Raw genomic sequence first — 19,459 nt, 5'->3', positions numbered from 1 at the left:
GCATGTCAGCGTGCCTGCACAACAGAAAACGCTCGAGATTTTTCCCCTGCCTGGCAAAGGGGCTGAACAGCAGGCATACCAGTTGGGTCTGGTTGATGCCGTAGGCTTTGCCGAGTTGCAGTTGATGCATGTCGCGCCGCTGCTCATCGCCCGCCTGCCCCGCCAACCGCAACGCCGGGCGACCGGCCTGGGGCTCGATACTGCGGGCACGCAGCTCGTGCAGTCGGGCCAGTGCCAGCGGGTCAGCGAACGCCGCCAACGGCCAGGCATCCGCGCCAGCCTCGAAGGTAAAACCCAGCATGGCATCCAGCGGCTGCTCCTCAAGCAAATGTGGCAGCAGGTCATCAACGGCGATCACCCGCACCGGCGCATCATCCACTGCCGCGCCCGCCGCCGGCTCGGCGAAACTGGCCGGCGGTATTCTGGCGGCGCCGTGCAACCGGCTCAGCCCGCGCGCCAGCGCCGCCAGGCACTGCAGCCCATGTGGGCCGCGCGCGCCTGCCAGGCGCAGGTTACGCCGTGCCCAGGCGAGGTAACGGCGCCGCTGCAGCGCCGGAATGGCCGTAACCAGCGCGTCGGCAGGTGCAGGTGCCTGCAGCGCAAAGCCCACGGCGTCCGCCAGCTCCAGGTGCAGGCGGCTACCCAGCAGGGCTTCGGGCCGGGCATCGACCAGGTGGCCGAACATCAGCATGGCATCCCTCGCCAGTAGCCAGGGTTCAGTGTCTGCCGAGGGGCGGCTGCCGAATGCCACCGCTTCGCGCCCCTCTATCATCTGCAACTGCACCCGCGAGTCGTCCTGCATGAACAGGGCATTGAAACTGCGTTCATGGTCCTCCAGCGTGGTGCTGTCGGCTGTTGGCAGGCTGGCCACCAGTACCCGCAACTGAAAGGTTACCGGAGAACGCAGGGCGATACTCAGTTGCGCGGCGCGCAACATGGCCAGTAACCGGACACTGCGCCGATCGCTGCCTTGCAGCACCAGCAAACGGAAGGTACCGATGTACTCAGGGCCACCGGCGGCAACCAGCAGCCGCTGTATCAGCAACTGCACGGACGCGCGCTGAGCCTGGGACATATGACTCAGCAAGCGTTCGAGTACTTGCTGGTAGATATACTGCATTGCCTGGTCGTGAATAGCAGTCACGAAATCACCTCATCAACATCAGGCAGTCAATACATGAAGAATCGAGCACTTCGGACTCAACATGTATTGCGCTTACCCAGCAGAAATTTGCTACACACGTAAAGAAGTAATGACGCAATCAATCACTGTCGCCAGGCCATCGAGAAAAACGCACCGACACACCAGCCCTCAGCCGCCACACACCCCATTGACCCAGGCATAGCCATGCTCATATCACGCTCCTTGCGCAAACTATCATTGGGCCATTATCGAGGGATGCAGTGCGAATGAAAGATACAGATCCGGGTAAAAAAACCATTCAGCCAAGGAGCGCGACCAGATTGAAGGGCAAGCATGAATAGTTCAAGGATGAATAATTGGCGGGATATTTCCGAGAACGCAGAAGCTATCGAATTATATGTAAGGCACTCCGCTTTTTATTGTAGGAATCTTCCTATTTTCAGCGCGTAAATAATTTTGTGCCGGCCACAAAAAACCCGGGACTTCGCCCGGGTTTCCACATACGGCAAGCCGCTATGCGTGTTGCGCCATGTCCAGCACCACCCGCCCACCGCAGGGGCATTGGTCCATGTAGCGATGCGCCTCCACGACCTGCTCGAACGGGTACACCTTTATGATCTGGGGTGTCAGCAACTGGTCGGCAGTGAACTGGTTGATATCGCGCAAGGCGCGCTGCAGGGCGACCTGGTCCTGACTGATGCCCAGCTCCGGCTTGCCGGTGAAGTTGCCGATGCAGTGCACGTAGAACTGGATGTTCTTCTGGAACGCCGCACAGGCCGGGAACGGCGTCTGGTTGCCGCCTTGCAGGCCATACAGGACCAGGCTGCCACGCGGCGCCAGCACATCGCCCAACAGCGACATCTGCGGCCCGCCCATGCCGTCAAGGACCATGTCCACACCACGGCCATCGGTGTACTTGCCCACCTGCAACAGCAGGTCCTGTTCTTCGGTGACGATCACCTTGTCGGCGCCCAGGCCCAGCAGGTATTCACGCTGCTCGGGCTCTTTGGTAGCGGCGAACACCTTCAACCCCAGGGCTTTGCCCAACTGCACGAAGGCAGGGCCTGCACAATGGCTGGCATCGGTGACCAGCGCGGTCTGCCCGGCCTTGGCCCGGGCCAGGTCGACGTAGGCAAAATAGGCAATCAGCAGGGGCGTGTAGTGCACGCTGGCCTCAATCGGCGTGAGCACATCCGGGTAGCGGGTAATGGCCGTGCGCGGCAGCACGATGACATCGCCATACACCGGGTGGTCGTTGGCACTGGTGGCCGGGAAGCTGGCAACCCGATCGCCCACCGCAATGTCCTCGACCCCTTCACCGACCGCAGTCACCACCCCGGCCATTTCGTGGCCGATGCCCGCTGGCAGGCGCGCCTGGGACGGCGCCAGGTTCTGGCGCCAGAGCACGTCATACCAGCTGACGCCCACCGCTTCGACGCGGATCTGCACCTCGTCGTTTGCCGGTGACGGTTCGGCCTGCTCCTCGCAACGGAGCACATCGGCAGCGCCGAACTTGTGGAAACGGATCATGCGGGACATCGCATACCTCGCCTTTGTGAACCTCTAATTACCACTGACTTTATCCGGGCTTTTCCAGTTAGACCATCAGTGGTCATTAATAGTCGACATGCTTGTCATCGATTGGGCACCCGACTTTCCCTGCGATTGGTACCCCTAAACCCGTGCAGGGTAACAGCCTTTGGCCTTAAGATTCACCCCTGCCCCACTTTAGGCGAAGCGCACCGATGAATCGAAACGACCTGCGTCGCGTAGACCTCAACCTGCTGATCGTGTTCGAAACGCTGATGCATGAGCGCAGCGTGACCCGCGCTGCGGAAAAACTGTTCCTCGGCCAGCCGGCCATCAGCGCGGCCCTGTCGCGCCTGCGCAACCTGTTCGACGACCCGTTGTTCGTGCGCACCGGCCGCAGCATGGAGCCCTCGGCGCGGGCCAACGAGATCTTCGCCCTGCTGTCGCCAGCGCTGGACTCCATTTCCACCGCCGTCAGCCGCGCCGCCGAGTTCGACCCCGCCACCAGCAACGCCGTGTTCCGCGTCGGCCTCTCGGACGATGCCGAATTCGCCCTGTTGCCTCAGCTGCTCAAGCGCATCCGTGCCGAAGCGCCGGGTATCGTGCTGGTGGTGCGGCGGGTCAACTACCTGCTGATGCCCACCCTGCTGGCCTCGGGTGAGATTTCGGTGGGGGTCAGCTACACCAGTGACCTGCCGGCCAACGCCAAGCGCAAGATATTGCGCCGCAGCATGCCGAAACTGCTGCGGGCCGACAGCGTGCCCGGCAGCATCACCCTGGACGACTTCTGTGCCCGGCCGCATGCGCTGGTGTCGTTTGCCGGCGATTTGTCCGGCTTTATCGACGAAGCCCTGGACGAGATTGGCCGCAAGCGTCATGTGGTGCTGGCGGTGCCGCAGTTCAATGGGCTGGGGAGTTTGCTCGCCGGGACCGATATAGTCGCCACGGTGCCGGACTATACGGCGCAGGTGCTGACCGCGGCCGGTGGCTTGCGGGCCGAGGATCTTCCGCTGCCGGTGCGCAGTTTCGAGCTGCACATGGCCTGGCGCGGGGCGCAGGACAATGACCCGGCGGAGCGGTGGTTGCGGTCGCGGATACAGATGTTTTTTGGCGACCCTGATAGTCTTTAGGGGCTTCGCGCCTGCTTGCTAGCTGATCATCTCTGCCTTTTTCATGCCTCGAATGGCCGTCTACTTCTGCTAATTGCGACATTTTGGGTATATTTGAGGGGATGCGGTGGCTGATTTGAAAATGATGCCACCAACCGAAGACGCTCAGCGCCCCCGACACAAAAAAAACTCCTAAGCATTTGGCTTGCAGGGAAAGCTTGGCAAATAGGGAAGAGGACTGAAGAAACCGCAGGCCTGTTGGCCCACGTGATGGTGGCCAAGTTTGCCGATCGGGCCTATGTCTGGGCCTACAGCACGACGCCGTTTTCGGTGCTCAAAGCGGTGGTTTACGACTTCAGCCCAAGCCGTGCTGGCGAACATGCGCGCAACTTCCTGGGCGACTGGAACAGCAAGCTGGTCTGCGACGACTTCGCTGGCTACAAAGCCGGTTTCGAACAAGGCATCACTGAAATCGGCTGCATGGCCCACGCCCGTCGCAAGTTCTTTGATCTGCACATGGCGAACAAAAGTCAGCTGGCCGAACAGGCCCTGCACTCAATCAGCGGCTTATACGAGATCGAACGCCAAGCGCGGGGCATGAGCGATGAAATCAATGGATGCCGGCCTGCTGAATAATGAATCGCCCCGAAGCAGAAGCTTAGGAGCGATTCACTACTACAGCTCTAGCCGGGCAGGCTCAGGTGCAGCAAGGGGAAGGGGCGGCCCTCGCCATCCAGCGGAGAACGACCTGTTTGAACAAATCCGTAATGTAAATAGAACCCTACCGCTTCGGGGTTCTGTTCATTCACATCAACACTCATCTGACTGCGCGAACTGCGGGCATGATCCAGCAGTGCGCGGCCAATCCCTTTCCCTCGCAGATCTGGTTCGATGAAGAGCATCTCTACGTGGTTTTCATCAAGACCGATGAACCCTAGCGGGCAGTCCTCGGCATCTACCGCAACCCATAATTCAACAGCGGGCAGGTAAATATCGCGGAGCTGAGGGAGCAATGCCTCAATATCGGATTCTTGCAGGAAGTGATGTGTGGCGCGAACGGAGCGCAGCCAAATGTTGAGCAGTTGCGGATGGTCGGCGTTAGTAGCCTGACGAATGATCATAGAATCATCCTTAACACTTGATATCGGAAATGAGGCGCGCTAGTAGATAGCGACCGTATAAGTGTCGGCAACTTGTATGACCGCTTCGCGAGTTAACGCCTGGGCGGTTCACGGCGGAAGTAGCCGGAAAGGAGGGAAGAAGGACGATACTGAGAGGCTTTTGGGGTGTCAATAAAAAATTACGGAAGGGAATGGTGGAAGCATACCTAACAGAGGGTGGTCGGGCCGGTTCAATCATGCCCTTTTCATTCAGCCTGAGCTGCAAGCGTTTGAGCATCTGATCGAATGTCCCCTGGTTTCGCCAACCTCGGAACTGTTGATACACCGTTGACCACGGGCCAAATCGCTCTGGCATATCTCGCCATGCAGCACCCGAGCAGAGCACCCAGAGCACGCCATCGAGCATCAGGCGGTCGCTCAGGCGCGGCCGGCCCCGGCCATGGTTTTCGATGAAAAGATTGGAGACCACATCCCAGGCCTCGTCCGAGAGTTCATAACGCTTTGCCATCACAGGATTCCTTTCCGCAGATGGCGGGGACTCTACAAAATCTCAGCGCCGGAGGCGCGGCGATTGGGTTTCTCGGGATTTCTTACAGTGCCTAGCGCCCGATCAGCAAAACCAAGATTGACCACGTAAGGATTATTCCTTGCCATCCCCTCAATAGATCCGGGAGAACGCTCATGCCTGCCATCCATGAAATCGCCACGCGCCCAAAGCATAAGCCGCCCGGCCGCAGCAGGCCTGCGCGACCGGTCGGCATCCCCTCGCGGGATACGGTGAGCAAACTGGCGTCACCGATGAAGTCCAGCCCGCTGTGGTCGAAGTTTTCACCGTTGTAGTCGTCCACCGGAATACCCAGGCGGGCACCGATGAATGGGTTGAGCATCTCGTCTTCGAACCATACGTGCGCGCTGGCGCAGGTGTGGTCGCAGGGTGATAGGACCTCGCCTGGCCCGCGCGCAAACCTTGATGTCGAAGGGTGCCGTTTGTCGGTCGAACTGCCTCCTTTACAGGTTGGTGCTGTCGTCTATTGACATTAGCCAGAGCATTTCTCATGCGACAGTTCCTGCCAGCCGTAGCCCTGCCCCTTACCTGCTGCCTACTGTGGGCCTGCTCTACGCCCGAGACCAAGTCACCTGTAGAGCCACCAGGCAGGCCCGCGTCAGTTCAAACCCAGATGCTTGAAGCCGGAGCGGCGACGTTGCAGTCCAAGCCCCCCATCGACGCCATCAACGCCTATCTGGATGGATTCCACTTCTACAACGGCCACCCCGGTGTACAGATGGAAGCGCATCACTACTGCTCCATCCTCAACGAGGATGTCATTCAGTGCGTGATATTCGATGGCAATGCGAAAGATGCGAAGATCATGGGCGTCGAGTACATCATCGACGAAAAGCTCTTTGCTGGGCTTGCGGCCAAGGAGAAGGCTATGTGGCATAGTCATGGCTTTGAGGTTTCCTCTGGGCAGCTGGTCGCTCCCGGCATCCCTGCGCCTGCTGAACATCTGCTGATGAAACGGCTTGCCCGTACCTACGGGAAGACCTGGCACACGTGGCATACCGACCAGGACAAAGCGCTCCCTGTGGGCGTGCCGCAGTTGATGATGGGCTTCACTGCCGAGGGCCAGGCTGACCCAACGATGGTCGAACAACGCAATCGGCGCCTGCGAGTGGATGCGGCAAAAACAAAGGCTCAGCGAGCTGATATTCAAGTACCTGCGGCTGATCCTCTGGCGAATGGCTGGCAGCACGGTACCGTCATTCAGATCACCGATCCAACCGGAGCCCATCTGCACCGCCCCGCCACATCGACAGCTGACGAGGCGAACAGCCGAGCGAGCGCGCCGAGTAGTTGAAACGGCAGAGCGTTCAGCAGCCTTGGATGTGGAACCCAGCCCTTCATACTGTACTCGAAACCCTCAGGGACACCTGGTTACCGGGCAAGCGAATTGACCGCAACACACCCGTATCGGACTCAATGAAAACGATTGGAATGACGTGATGGGAAGCTGGATCGGAATGCTGGAATGGCCTGCGATGGCAGTGACCGTATTGGCAGCTTGGTGGATAGGATCGCGGCGCCCTGGGCGGCGAAAAGTCGGCTTCTGTTGCTTCATCGCAAGTAACGTTCTGTGGGCCGTGTGGGGATGGCATGCCCAAGCGTGGGCGTTGATTGTGCTCCAGGTAGTGCTGTGTCTCATGAACCTCAGGGGATGGAAAAAGAACACAGCGGCGCAGGTGCAGTCATGACCAGACCACAACGGTCAGCCTGATGGGTTTCATCCACCTCAAGCTGAACCAGCTGATCCGGGCGACGAAGTCCGCCGAGCGCTCCGTCCTTGCCCTCGAAGGGCTGGACAACCGGCAGTTGCATGCGTTGCGCAAGGAATATCGGGATGGGCGAAAACTGTGATCAGGAAGCACCACCAGGCAGCGCTAATGCCGACGCCGAGCCTGCTCAAACCACGAGCGAAGACGCCAATAGTTGAGGTGAAATTTCTTTCAGGCAACGAATTGAATTCAATGCCATGGCATCACATCGATCTGATGTTACCGCTCGACTTCGCTTGCGTTGCAAAGACTGTTTAGATAAGACCACAGGCAGGCAAACCGGGCCGAGCGCCCGGCCACCTGATCAGGTCTTCAGCGGCGGGTCTTCTTTTCGGCCTCGGCAAGATGCTGATTAATCTGGTGCGTCTGTTCTTCCTGTTTCTTGATGGAGGTAGGCGTAATCACCTTGTCCACTGCCTCGGTATTCCGGTCCGGGCGCTCGAGCACCGGATTTGGGGTTCGCTCGCCTTGCTGCGCCTCTTCAGAAGAAAGCACCCGCGGGACTTTATCACCATCGCCAGTCTTGCCATCGTCATGTTTCATGGGCTGCTCCTCACATTGCAAAGTGTTCTCAGAAGAGCCCGACGGCAGCAAAAAGTTTGATCCGATCGCGTCAGCGCAGGTACCGCTCGAGCCTCAGCGCGTTACCCAGTGCCGCCCCGGAGGCCGTATTGTCGAACACGCACCAGGTAGCTGCGCCTGCAGCGTGGCTGCGCTGCAGCCGCTCAGCCAGCTGTTGCAGGTACTGCTGCGAATACTCGCTGTGGTAGATCCTCGGTTCGCCGTGCAGTCGCCAGTAAACCAACCCAGGCCAGCCAGCAGGTTGCGCATCGGCAACGAAGCGTGAAGGGCTCGCCGCCACCTGGGCAATACGCAAGTCGATCAGCATCGGCTGCGCCGCTTGCCAACTGGCGTGCCTTGGCTCTACCGCCACCGGCCCGGCATGGCGTTGGCGCAGGCGTTCAAAGAAACGCCGGTCTCGGCTGGCATCATGGGCCAGCGATGGCGGCAGCTGTACGAGCAGGCAGCCCAGGCGGTCACCCAATTGCTGGCATTGGCCAAGAAACACATCTAGCGCAACCTCACAGCCTTCCAGACGCAGTTCGTGGGTGATGATCCTGGGCAGCTTGACGGCGAAGCGGAAATACTCCGGTACCGAGTGAGCCCAGCGGGCGTAAGTGGTAGGCAGGTGCGGCCGATAGAACGAGGTGTTGATCTCCACGGCACCAAACCGCGCAGCATAGCGCTGCAAGTGGCTACCCGACTGCTGGAACTCATCGGCGTACTGACGGGACAAGCTCCAGCCCGCGCATCCCACGTGGATCATCATGGCACTCCTTGGCACGCTGTTGCTGCAATGGAGTCGCCACGGCCGGTTGTCGTTCCGTTCACGCAATCGGATGGAACAGCCACTTCATCAGGGCGACCTAAGCGGGGTAACCACCGTAGAGGATCCCGCCATGATTGACCCCGACCGCCCCGACCCTTACATCGACGAGGTACTACATAACCCCGGCGAGCCGGCCCCCAGGCCTGAACCGGAGCAAGAGGCACCAGACTGGCCCGACGGCCAGGTTCCACCTGAGGAGCAGTCCGACGGTTGATCCCCTCGATGACCTGACAAGTCGGCCCGTCCGTCGACCGCATCGCACGACCCACTCCTCCCCCTGGCCGAACGCTAGGCAATTACCGCAAACAGGAGATTCATCATGAAGATAATGAAGCCTCATACATGGCTATTGGCGCTGTGCCTGGGTGCGAGCGCCCCCATTGTGCTGGCGGCTACCAACATGAACGATCAGCGCGCCCCTGGCACACAGACACAAGACGATGGCCAGATGAACGGCGGCGCCAGCGGGTCTGGTACACCGGGTGATGGCATGGGCACCGGGTCAGGCGGTACCGGTAGCAACGGCACTGACAATACCGGCGGAGATGGCACTACCGATGGTTCGGGCAGTGGCAGCGGGATGGGCGGTTCGGATAGCAGAGGCACAGGGACCGGCACGGGCACCGGTTCAGGTAGCGGAAGTGGAGGTTCGGGCGGTGGTGGCACGGGAGGTGGCGGTTCAGGGGGATGATGTCGGCTGACCCGCGCGAAACTGACGCGATGCCTGTGGGGCGGCAATCCCGCGCCCACAGCGGGGCAAAGCATCCCAGTCGACACCTTGCGCATGCTCTTGCGCGATGAAGGCCTTGAGAAGCCATACCTATCAGAGGTTCCTGCAGGCTGACCACGAACAACCTGTTGAAACTTTCCACTTTGCGGCCCAGTCCAGACCCTATCGATCACAGATAGGGAAAAGACGATGACAACGACAGTAGGCGACTTTCTGGTCGAGCGTTTGTACCAGTGGGGCGTTCGACGAATCTTCGGCTATCCCGGGGATGGCATCAATGGCGTATTTGGTGCATTGAGCCGCGCCAACGGCAAGATTGAATTCATTCAGGCCCGCCATGAAGAGATGGCCGCGTTCATGGCCAGCGCTCACGCCAAGTTCACCGGCGAGCTCGGCGTGTGCATCGCCACTTCCGGCCCCGGCGCCTCACACCTGCTGACCGGCCTCTACGATGCTCGCATGGATCACCAACCGGTACTGGCCATCGTCGGGCAGCAAGCGCGTGCGGCGCTTGGCGGGCATTACCAGCAAGAACTCGACCTGTTGTCGATGTTCAAGGATGTGGCCGGCGCCTTCGTGCAGCAGGCATCGACCCCGGAGCAGGTGCGGCACCTGCTCGACCGCGCAGTGCGGACGGCCGTCGGCGAACGCCGGGTCACCGCCATCATCCTGCCCAATGACGTACAGGACCTGCCCTATCAGGAGCCGGCAAGGGCACACGGCACGGTGCATTCGGGCGTTGGCTACAGCAAGCCCAAGGTCGTGCCGTTCGACGCTGACCTGCAACGGGCGGCCGAAGTGCTCAATGCCGGGCGAAAGGTGGCAATCCTGGTCGGTGCCGGCGCCTTGCAAGCGACCGAGCAGGTCGTAGCCGTGGCCGAAAAGCTCGGTGCCGGCGTGGCCAAGGCGCTGCTCGGCAAGGCCGTGCTGCCTGACGATTTGCCCTGGGTCACCGGCGCCATCGGCCTGCTCGGTACTGAACCGAGCTACCAGTTGATGAACGAGTGCGACACCTTGCTGATGATCGGCTCCGGCTTCCCCTATGCCGAGTTCCTGCCCAAGGAAGGCCAGGCCCGTGGGGTGCAGATCGACCTGCAACCAGACATGCTCAGCCTGCGCTATCCAATGGAAGTCAACCTGGTGGGCGATGCCGCCGAAACCCTGCGCGCCCTGCTGCCGCTGCTCGAGCGCAAAAGCGAGCGACGCTGGCGCGACAAGGTCGTAAGCTGGCGCGCGCACTGGGACAAGACCCTGGAGAAACGCGCGCTGGTCAAAGCCGACCCGATCAACCCGCAACGCGTGGTGCATGAACTCTCCCCTCGCCTGCCTGATCAGGCCATCGTCACCAGCGACTCGGGGTCATGCGCCAACTGGTTTGCCCGCGATCTGCAGATCCGCCAGGGCATGCAGTGCTCGCTGTCCGGCGGACTGGCGAGCATGGGCGCGGCGGTGCCCTATGCCATCGCCGCCAAATTCGCCCACCCGCAGCGAAGCGTGGTGGCGTTGGTAGGTGACGGTGCGATGCAGATGAACAACCTGGCCGAACTGATCACCGTGGCCAAGTACTGGCGCCAGTGGGATAACCCGAAGTGGATCTGCGCGGTGTTCAACAATGAAGACCTCAACCAGGTCACCTGGGAACAACGCGTGATGGAAGGAGACCCCAAGTTCGAGGCGTCACAGTCGATCCCCGACGTGCCCTACCACTTGTTCGCCATTTCCATCGGTTTGCAGGGCATCTATGTGGAGCGGGAGGAAGACATTGCCGGCGCTTGGGAACGCGCGCTGGCGGCTGACCGGCCGGTGTTGATCGAATTCAAGACCGACCCGAACGTGCCTCCCCTTCCCCCGCACATCAAGCTGGAACAGGCAAAGAAATTTGCCAGCACCTTGCTCAAGGGAGACCCCGATCAGGCAGGTGTCATCGTGCAGACCGCCAAGCAGGTCCTGAGCTCAGTACTGCCCGGCAAAAAATAGTGATAGCAGCAGCCCGCGCGCAGGCGCGGGTTAAGCTTTACGCGGCGTGCTTCAATGTTGTTCGCAGTGGCGGCACCGCCGCGCGCCGCAGCGAACGCAGCGAACGCAGCGAACGCAGCGTTCGCAGCACACCAGTTTATGTATTACTGGGCTCCGATGAGGCCAGCTACATCAGTGGTTCCCGGTACGCTGTCACCGGCGGTAAACCGATCCTTTGACGTGGCTGGCTACCACTAGAGGAGTCGACAAGCTGTCGAAACGTCCCTGGGCATCGGTGCGCAGCCAGAAGCCAAGTCTGCCTTCACCTCTATTTCTCGTCGTTTGCTAATGGGGTATTCCAGATCACCAGTTCGAGTGCGGCAGCGATCTGGATGCGATGGTCGGCAAACGGGATAGGCAGCAGGTCCTGTGCGCGCTCGAGCCGGCGCAGCAAGGTATTGCGATGGGTACCCAGCACCTCCGCGGTCTGGGTGACGTTGCAGCCATTGGCCAGAAAGACGTGCAACGAATGCTGAAGCACCGAGGGCTCGGTCGCCAGGCGCCCCAGCGTGCTCAAGACGAACTGCCTGGCTGCGCGGGCATCCTGTGTCATCAACGACACCATCCTCACCTGATCGATCGTGGCGACTGCGGGTGAACCCGCCAAACGCCCCATCAACCGCTGGGTGGTCAAGGCTTCCAGGTGCGAGCGCCGGAAGCCATTCACCCCCGCGCCCGCCGAACCGATCGCCGCGCGAATCTTCGGAAATTGCCGGGCGACGCCTTGCAGCAGGTGCAGATCCAGCGGCTTTGACGCATTGCTCCAGGCCCACAGGGTCGCTGGGCCCGCGAACACGATCAGAGGCGCTAGCGTACCCGTGAGCTGCGCCAGGGCGCGCGCCATATCCTCCAGAGGACGAATCTCGGCGTCCGGGATTTCGCTCCAGACGAGGCAGGCATGGTGCCTCTGAGCCAGGCTGTAGCCCAGTCGCCTGCCTAACTGCTCCGCGTCCACATCCCTGCCATCGAGCAGCCGAGTGACCAGGCTGCGTTTGTCGATCGGATCGTCATGCGCCTGGGCGCTCTTTACTTCCAGGACAATCTGGGTCACCACACGCATGTTGCTGTCGATGAATTCCGAGATCGACCGCGACGAAACCTCCAGGAACTCCTCGAGCTCCAGTGGATCCTGTGTCAGGCTGAACGCCATCTTCATCCACAGCTCCCAGGCTGCGTTTTGTGTCGACCTTGCCACATTCATCAGCAGTTCGGCCCCCCCCCTGCGGGCAAGCTCCCTGGCCGTGTCCACCATATCAGCAGACACGTAGGGCTCCACCGGCTCTCCAGGGCGCTGCAGATTGGCGTTTGCCCAATGCAGCAACTCTGCCCGGTTGGCGCGCCGGCATGCCGCGAGGATGACCGGGTCCTCCAGCAGTTTGGCATCTTCCGCTGAAGACAAAAGCGCCTGATTGAGGCGCTCGACCCACTCCGACGGCAGCGCCTGAGCGAGTTCGGCGCCTTTGCGCATGAGCGCGCGAACGGCTTCCGAGGGGCGTGGCCAGGACGATGGTGTGCTGGTCATGGGCAGGGCAAATCACTCAAAATCGTCTGGTAAATGGTGCTGTTCAGGCATTACCCCTCGGCGTGAAAACAATACAGGCACGCCTTCGGCGTTGAACAACGCCGCCGTCAGTGAGAGGCCATCAGCGCTCTGCGTTTCCTGGAAACTGTGCCCGCCATCGTTGCTCTTGACGCTCAGCCCATCCAGCCCGACCGCCAGCACACCAGAGCCGGCTACCGCGACGCAAGTGACAGAGCCCTTGCTTTGCGTTGGCACTCGGCGAAAGCCCTTGCCGTCCGCTGAACCCAGCAACAGGGTACCGCGCTGGCCACCCAGCAGCAGACGTCCATCGGCCATTACCGCGCCTGACCACAGTGTGCCTTCGTAGCCAGTATCCAGGTAACGCCAGTTTGTCCCCTCGTCCTCGGAGTACAGTACCTGCCCATGCTCGGCCGGGGCGTACAGCGTGCCGCGACTGTCGGCAAAAAGCCCCATCAGGTTGAGGTCGGCCCGCTTGGCCCCAGGGGGGGCCTGCACCGGCTGCTCGGCCCACGTCTGGCCTCCATCCACGGTGGTCAGCACCAACGACCAGAGGCCTACCGCCACACCCTGCCGGGCATTGAAGAAGTGCACCGCGAACAGTGGCCGGTCTTCTTCGGTGGCCAGGCGCTGGACCTGCCAGGACTCCCCACCATCGGTGGTGGCCAGGATCGCGCCCCAGTGGCCAACCGCCCAACCACGTTTGGCATCCACGAAAGACACGCCCGTCAACGGTGTGGACAGCGGTACCGACCTTGCCTGGCGCCACTGCATGCCGTGATCGTCGGACAACAGCACGACACCGTGGTCGCCCACGGCCACCATGCGCCCTCCCGCCAAGCCGGCGGCCAGCATGGTGGCCTGCGTGGCATTGCTCACCTGTATGGCCGGCACGGCCTGCAACGGCGCGGCCTGAAGCGACATCAGCGGCAATGCGGCTGCGAGCAAGGCCGCGGTTAATGAAACCCTGAACTTCATGCTTCTCTCCTCAGTGCACCAGCGCGCCGATCATGCGCACAGGGCGCTTACGTGGGAATACCCGTTCCAGCCAGACGGCGAAGGCCGGCAGCACGGTCATGGCCATGACCATGTTGACGATGAACATGAAGGCCAGCAGCTTGCCCATGTCGGCCTGAAACTTGAGGTCCGAGAACGCCCAGGTGGCCACGCCCACGGCCAGGGTGATGGCGGTGAAGATCGTGGCGACGCCCACCTCGAGCAAGGCGTGCTCGACCGCCTTGGTAATCGGCTGGCCGTGGGCCAGGTGCAATTGCAGGCGGTTGTAGATGTAGAAGGCGTAGTCGACACCAATGCCCACGGCCAACACCATCACCGGCAAGGTGGCAATGGTCAGGCCGATCTGCAGCTCCTTCATGAACCAATAGCCGATGAAGGTGCCGATGGTCAGCGGCAGGCAGCACACCAGCACCGCCCGCAGGTCGCGGTAGACGGCGAACACCAGCAGCGCGATCGCGGCATAGACGTAAAGCAGCATGGGGGTTTCGCTCTTCTCCACTTCCTCGTTGATGGCGGCCAGGACACCGGCGTTGCCCGAGGCGAGGCGGATCGACAGGCCGGGCTGCGGATACTCGCTGCGGAACGCCTTGGCGGCCTCCACCACCCGGTTGATGGTCGTGGCCTTGTGGTCGGCCAGATACAGGTGCACGGCGGACATGCTGCAGTCGGTGCGCACCAGCCCGGGCGTACGCGCCACCTCGGTGGCCAGCGCGGCGTAGTTCATAGGGTCGATGGGCACCGCGGCCATCTTGGGATTACCCTCGTTGTACCCCTCGTTGAACTGACGCATGTTGCTGGAGAACGAAGCCACCGACAGCACTCCGGGCACACCCTGCATGGCCCAGACGAAACGATCCTGGTATTGACCCGCCGCGACATCCTCGCAGGCCGCCGCCCCGCCTTCACCAGAGGCCCCCTGGCCGGCTTCGAAAACCACGCTGAGCCAGTCCAGGCCAATGTCGTAGCTAGTGGCGATGGAGACGGCATCGCGATTGAAGCGCGAGTCCTCACGCAACTCCGGGGCCCCCGCCTGCAACGAGCCGACGACCCGGTCGTGGCTTTGCCAGATCGCCACCAGAAAGATCACCAGGGCCACGCCAAGCACCCACTGTGCGTTACGCCACTCGGCGAGCCGGGACAGGCCTCGCAGCCAGCGGGTACGGCGCTGCCGGGAAACTTCCTGGGTAGCCGCATAGCGGTCATCGACCCGCAGCATGGAAGCCAGCAAAGGCAGCATCAGCAGGTTGGTGATGATTTTGTACGCCACGCCCAGCGAGGCCGTGATGGCCAGCTCCCGCACCATCGGGATAGGAATCAGCAGCAGCGTCACGAACGACACCAGTGCAGTCACCAGGGCCAGAGTTCCCGGGATCAGCAAACCGGTGAAGCTCGAACGCGCCGCCGCTTCTGCGCTCTTGCCAACCGCTATCTCGCGTACGATGAAGTTGATCTGCTGCACCCCATGGGACACCCCGATGGCGAACACCAGAAAAGGTACCAGCACCGCCAGCGGATCAAGGCCGAAGCCCAGCAAGCGCAGGCTGCCGAACTGCCAGACCAGCGAGGCCAGTGAACACACCAGCGCCAGCAGCGTGAAGCGCAGCGAGTGGCAATACCAATAAACCGCAGCGGCGGTCAGCAACAGTGCCAGCAAGCAGAACTCCAGCACGGCTGAAGCGCCATCGGCAATGTCGCCGATCTGCTTGGCGAAGCCGATGATCTGGATTTCGAAGTCGCCGTCCTCGAACTGCTGACGAATCGCTTGCTCCAGCCGATGATTGAACGCGACATAATCAAGGTGGGTGCCATCGGCCTCATACTCATTGAGCTCCGCCGTGATCATCGCACTGCGCTGGTCACGGGACACCAGCGTGCCAATAAAGCCCCCTTGCGAGGTGGAGCTGGCGATCGCCGCGATGACCTGGTCGTTCAAGTGCTCGGGAGAAACCGTTCCCGGCACCAACGGATCGGCGCGAAAACCTTCTTCGGTGATCTCGTTGACGAAGGCATTGGGCGTCCACAACGAACGCACACTGCTGCGGGAAACCCCTGGCAGGAAGCTCACCGCCTGGGTCACGTCATACAGCCGCTTCAGGCCTGGGGCGCTCCAGATATCACCTGTGCGCGACCTCACCACGAGGGTCAGCCGGTTGGCGCCCATCAGGTCATTGCGGTACGTCTGGAATGTGTCGATGTATTCATGGCCGACCGGCAGCTGCTTTTCGAAGCCGGCATCCATGCGCAGCTGCACAGCGAACCACGCCATGACCAGGGTGAACACGGCCAGGCTCGCCAGCACCAGCCGACGATGCCCGAACAGGACACGCTCGACGCGCGGCAGCACGCCTCGCGCCTGGATTTCAGTGAGTTTCACGGAACCGTTCACGGCAGGCCTCACAAGGTGCGGGAGATCGCGACGCCGACATAATCGCGGTCACGGTACAGCTGGTCGTAAGGGGTATCGCCGCCCATGAACTTGGCGTAGTTGAGGGAAATCTGCCAACTGGCCGGGTTGCGCACGAAGTTCAGGTACAGGTTCATGCTGCTCGCATCTTCGGTGAAGGTGGCAGTGAGGTTCGGCGTGCGCCCGCCTAGCGACCGCGCGTAGAAGATGCCCGGGGTGACCTGCCAGCCCGGCAACAATGTGCCGTCGTAGGTCATGCTGAAATCCAGGTTGATACCCGATGAGGTCTTGTCGCCTCGCGGCTTCGGCGCGGTTGCAGGGTCCAGCTGCCAGGTATTGAGCCCCGCAGCCAATGGCTCGCCATTCACTTCGTCATGCAGCCCCGGGTACCTGATGACCACCAGCTCGGTCACCAAGGTGCCCGAGCTGGCCCCGCTGAAATCGAGCAGCGTGGGGGAGTTGGACGGTGTGAAGCTGTACAGGCCGGTCAGGTGCCACTGGAATTTCTTTTCGTCCTTCCAGCACTTGCCGTCATTGCTCGCACACAGGTCGACGACCGGGTTGAGCATGACCGAATCCTTCGGCCGGTACGAAAGCTCCGTCCCCACCGCCCAGTCGCCGATCGGCATGTTGGCGCTGATGCCGTACATCATCCGGTCTTCCTGGTAGCGCCAAGTCGGTGCCGCCGCGAAGGTGTCCGGGTCAAGAATATCCACGCGCAAAGACGGCAACTTGTCGTGATAGCGCATCACATAGAAGCCATAGTTAACGTCGCTGTCCTCGGGTTGCCAACGCAGCGAAAGCCCCCACTGGCCGCTGTCCTTGGCCTTCTTCTCAGAGTACCCGTAGTCTCCCCTGCCCTCGCCGAGGGCGTTGGTGGTGGACCAGTAGCTGCCCACTGGCGGCAGCTCGCTCTTGTTCCAGCGGAACTGGTAGTAGGCCTCGACATTGACCCCAGCACCCAGGCCCGAGGCAACACTGAGCATCGGTGCCGGCAACACGGCCTCCTTGAGCTGCACGCCGGGGCGCGCCAAGGCCTGATAGTCGTAGGCATTGGTGTTGTTGATACCGCCCGCCACGAACAGGCTCTCGCCCCAGTTGATCACCTGATTGCCCAAGCGCGCCCGTACCCGCTGCCCGTCCACGTCGAAGCTTTTGCTCACCCAGAGGTCCAGCAGACGTGCCTTGAAAGCGAGGTCGTCACGGGCATTGTCGCTGAGCCCGTTGCTGCCGACACTCTCAGGGGTGTTGAACGACAGCGTGCCGGTGGTATCGGTGGCGGCGAAGTCGCGGATCCAGGTGCCACGCGCCATGAAGGTGACGTCCTCGGGCATCTTCAGCAACAGCTCGTGGGTGCCCTTGAGGTAGTTGGTGAACATATCGCCGCGGTCGTAGTTCAGGTCGCCCTGATCCGCCACGCCCGAGCTCTGCGCCAGGCAGCCGGAGGGCACATTGTGCCCGGTCGGTCCCTGGTTGATCAGGTTGCAGCCGCGCGACTCGGTACGCAGGCCCATGCCTGCGGTGATGGTGGAGTCGAACGAGCCATGAAGGGTTTCGGTTTCGAAGGTGAACCCCATTGCCAATGGGGTCGCGCACACGATGACAAGGCCTGATGCTTTGCTAATTATTTTTTTCATGCTGGCTCTCGATCTGACGTCGTTTTAGCGTTCGCTGATGGCTCGCAGGTTGTCGGAGGTGAAGAAATCGCGTTTGAGGCGGGGGCTGCTACCGTCCTCGGTGAGCCAGCGGATATCGTTCTTGCCCGCGCCGATCGAGCTCATGTCGAACAGATAACGGCCATCGACCAGGTTGTACTGGACCTGGGCCTGCACATCGCAAGCACCTGTCTCGTACACGGGGATAGAGAAGCCTTCACGCACCTTCCAGATCTGCCCTTGCTTGTCGTAGTCGACAGCCAGCAGGGGGTTCCAGCTGTCCTCATCGATGTAGAACATGCGCTTGGGCGCTTGGTGGCGCATGCCCTCGCGGACCTTGGCCTCGACCACCCAGACGCGGTGCAGCTCGTAGCGGCGCGACTGCGGCGCAAGCGAATCGTTGCCCGCGAAGGTCTCTGCCTTGGCGCTGGTGTCATAGGCGCCGAAGGCGTTGTACGGCACCAGCAGCTCCTGCTTGCCGACCAGTTTCCAGTCGAAGCGGTCCATGGTGCCGAAGAACACATTCGCCTCGTCGACGTTGTACTGGTTATCCAGCCCGATCTGCGGCGCGTCGTAGGAATACGACGGCATGCGCCGCACGCGCCGCTGGCCGGGGAAGTAGTAGAAAGTCGTCGCCTGCTCGCCGGCCACGGCCGTCTGCACTGCAGCCTGGCCGGCCAGTGCGGCGGGCTCCAGGTAACTGAAGAAACCGGCGTTCTCCAGACGGCCGACGGATGAGAACAGCGTGCTGCCTTTTTTGCCCCAGGGCGTATAGAAGATGAGGTCAGTGGACTGGCGCAGCCACTCCCCGCCTTTGCGCGGGGAAATGCCCGAGATGCTTTTTGGCAGTTCAACGCCAACGCCGCGGTAGCGCATCTTCATGTTCCACATCACCTCGGCGCCGCTGCTCGGCAAAGGGAACGGCGCACCCGGCAAATGGGCTTCCTCCAGCGCCAGTCCTGTGCCATCGAGTTTGGCGAAACCCACGTTCTGCCGAGTGTTCTGCGCCACGAAATTCGGCGCGTCGCAGGTGCGGCGGGTCGGGTAGACGTCCATCCGGTAGCCCGGAATCTTCTTGAACAGTTCCAGCTGGGCGGGAGCAAGCTTGCTCGCGTGCTGCGCCACATTGCTCGAGTCGATGCTGTACAGAGGTTTGTCGCCCTTGAATTTCCAATGCTCCCCTCGTACCTGGCCATAGCTCCAGCCCGCCCCTTGCGGCCCCGGCGCTGTCCAAGCCGGAATATCGCCGCTTGGGCTGGCGGCGACCTCCCCGCCCAGTGGCGTCAGCTTCGAACCCAGCGCCTCGGCCCCCTGGGGCGCGGCCTGCACCGAACAGATGGCGGCCGATGCCGCCAGGGTAACCAGCAGCTGCCTGAAAATACGGCGGGCGGAAACTTCACCTTCCGGCCGTGCAGTGACTTCTTTCATAAGGGGTTCCTCGAACATAGGGCTTGGGCCGGCTGCTCGAT

At 61.6% G+C, this 19,459-nt stretch carries 16 protein-coding genes and 4 pseudogenes; 8 read left to right on the top strand and 12 right to left on the bottom strand.

Annotated elements, in window-relative coordinates:
- Both HP547_RS03645 and HP547_RS03640 read right to left on the bottom strand, forming a co-directional pair.
- The coding region (locus tag HP547_RS03645) for a hypothetical protein (RefSeq protein WP_172285534.1) at positions 1-1,144 on the bottom strand (1,144 nt) is incomplete at its 3' end.
- A gap of 513 nt (positions 1,145-1,657) precedes the next feature.
- Positions 1,658-2,683, bottom strand: coding sequence for a zinc-dependent alcohol dehydrogenase family protein (locus HP547_RS03640; protein ID WP_172224216.1), 1,026 nt, complete (start codon positions 2,681-2,683; stop codon positions 1,658-1,660).
- A 206-nt stretch (positions 2,684-2,889) separates the two neighbouring features.
- Between HP547_RS03640 and HP547_RS03635 the strand changes: the two genes are divergently transcribed.
- Together HP547_RS03635 and HP547_RS03630 are read left to right on the top strand one after the other, a co-directional pair.
- Positions 2,890-3,804, top strand: coding sequence for a LysR family transcriptional regulator (locus HP547_RS03635; protein WP_256676246.1), 915 nt, complete (start codon positions 2,890-2,892; stop codon positions 3,802-3,804).
- 258 nt (positions 3,805-4,062) lie between these two features.
- Positions 4,063-4,392 (top strand): annotated as a pseudogene (locus tag HP547_RS03630) (transposase); the annotation flags it as partial.
- A gap of 74 nt (positions 4,393-4,466) precedes the next feature.
- Here HP547_RS03630 and HP547_RS03625 read toward each other — a convergent pair.
- The 3 genes and pseudogenes from HP547_RS03625 to HP547_RS03615 all read right to left on the bottom strand — a co-directional run bounded on the left by HP547_RS03625 (position 4,467) and on the right by HP547_RS03615 (position 5,791).
- Positions 4,467-4,904, bottom strand: a complete 438-nt coding sequence (locus tag HP547_RS03625) for an acetyltransferase (RefSeq protein WP_172285533.1) — start codon at positions 4,902-4,904, stop codon at positions 4,467-4,469.
- 229 nt (positions 4,905-5,133) lie between these two features.
- Positions 5,134-5,412 (bottom strand): annotated as a pseudogene (locus tag HP547_RS03620) (transposase); the annotation flags it as partial.
- A 91-nt stretch (positions 5,413-5,503) separates the two neighbouring features.
- Positions 5,504-5,791, bottom strand: coding sequence for a hypothetical protein (locus HP547_RS03615; RefSeq protein WP_172285532.1), 288 nt, complete (start codon positions 5,789-5,791; stop codon positions 5,504-5,506).
- Between the two features lie 168 nt (positions 5,792-5,959).
- Here HP547_RS03615 and HP547_RS03610 point away from each other — a divergent pair, with 168 nt between their 5' ends.
- The 3 genes and pseudogenes from HP547_RS03610 to HP547_RS03605 form a co-directional block, all read left to right on the top strand.
- Complete coding sequence (locus HP547_RS03610) at positions 5,960-6,763, top strand: OBAP family protein (protein WP_172285531.1); 804 nt, start codon at positions 5,960-5,962, stop codon at positions 6,761-6,763.
- Between the two features lie 145 nt (positions 6,764-6,908).
- The gene (locus HP547_RS29455; RefSeq protein WP_256676245.1) at positions 6,909-7,157 is read left to right on the top strand and encodes a hypothetical protein; all 249 of its coding nucleotides are present in this window, start codon (positions 6,909-6,911) and stop codon (positions 7,155-7,157) included.
- 31 nt (positions 7,158-7,188) lie between these two features.
- Positions 7,189-7,396 (top strand): annotated as a pseudogene (locus HP547_RS03605) (low affinity iron permease family protein); the annotation flags it as partial.
- Positions 7,397-7,550: 154 nt separating this feature from the next.
- Here HP547_RS03605 and HP547_RS03600 read toward each other — a convergent pair.
- Entirely contained in the window at positions 7,551-7,781 is a 231-nt protein-coding gene (locus HP547_RS03600; RefSeq protein WP_172285530.1) for a hypothetical protein, read from the bottom strand.
- Between the two features lie 70 nt (positions 7,782-7,851).
- Entirely contained in the window at positions 7,852-8,565 is a 714-nt protein-coding gene (locus HP547_RS03595; RefSeq protein ID WP_172285529.1) for a DUF72 domain-containing protein, read from the bottom strand.
- Between the two features lie 133 nt (positions 8,566-8,698).
- Between HP547_RS03595 and HP547_RS03590 the strand changes: the two genes are divergently transcribed.
- The 3 genes and pseudogenes from HP547_RS03590 to HP547_RS03580 form a co-directional block, all read left to right on the top strand.
- Positions 8,699-8,842 (top strand): hypothetical protein, encoded by a 144-nt coding sequence (locus HP547_RS03590; RefSeq protein WP_172227192.1) that lies wholly within the window; start codon positions 8,699-8,701, stop codon positions 8,840-8,842.
- 705 nt (positions 8,843-9,547) lie between these two features.
- Positions 9,548-11,335 carry a thiamine pyrophosphate-requiring protein gene (locus tag HP547_RS03585; RefSeq protein ID WP_172285528.1) on the top strand — a complete coding sequence of 596 codons (1,788 nt, stop codon included), beginning with the start codon at positions 9,548-9,550 and terminating at the stop codon, positions 11,333-11,335.
- A gap of 128 nt (positions 11,336-11,463) precedes the next feature.
- A pseudogene (locus HP547_RS03580) lies at positions 11,464-11,553 on the top strand (NAD(P)-dependent oxidoreductase); the annotation flags it as partial.
- An 89-nt stretch (positions 11,554-11,642) separates the two neighbouring features.
- On the opposite strand, the gene HP547_RS03575 reads toward HP547_RS03580, so the two are convergent.
- From HP547_RS03575 to HP547_RS03555, 5 genes are read right to left on the bottom strand one after another with little or no spacing between them, the layout of a single operon-like run.
- On the bottom strand, positions 11,643-12,896 hold the full coding sequence (locus HP547_RS03575) for a CdaR family transcriptional regulator (RefSeq protein WP_218583461.1): 1,254 nt from the start codon (positions 12,894-12,896) through the stop codon (positions 11,643-11,645).
- Between the two features lie 12 nt (positions 12,897-12,908).
- Positions 12,909-13,892, bottom strand: a complete 984-nt coding sequence (locus tag HP547_RS03570; protein ID WP_172285527.1) for a YCF48-related protein — start codon at positions 13,890-13,892, stop codon at positions 12,909-12,911.
- 10 nt (positions 13,893-13,902) lie between these two features.
- Entirely contained in the window at positions 13,903-16,317 is a 2,415-nt protein-coding gene (locus HP547_RS03565) for an efflux RND transporter permease subunit (RefSeq protein ID WP_172285526.1), read from the bottom strand.
- Between the two features lie 8 nt (positions 16,318-16,325).
- The gene (locus HP547_RS03560; RefSeq protein ID WP_372242851.1) at positions 16,326-17,972 is read right to left on the bottom strand and encodes a DUF1302 domain-containing protein; all 1,647 of its coding nucleotides are present in this window, start codon (positions 17,970-17,972) and stop codon (positions 16,326-16,328) included.
- A 24-nt stretch (positions 17,973-17,996) separates the two neighbouring features.
- Positions 17,997-19,418: a DUF1329 domain-containing protein gene (locus HP547_RS03555; protein ID WP_172230349.1), complete on the bottom strand. Its 1,422-nt coding sequence runs from the start codon at positions 19,416-19,418 to the stop codon at positions 17,997-17,999.
- Between the last annotated feature and the right edge of the window lie 41 nt (positions 19,419-19,459).

This window comes from Pseudomonas sp. CM27, from assembly GCF_013179515.1.
In the GTDB taxonomy this organism is placed as follows: domain Bacteria; phylum Pseudomonadota; class Gammaproteobacteria; order Pseudomonadales; family Pseudomonadaceae; genus Aquipseudomonas.
The sequence above is the reverse complement of the archived record's forward strand: the minus strand, read 5'-3'. Positions and strand labels throughout refer to the sequence as shown.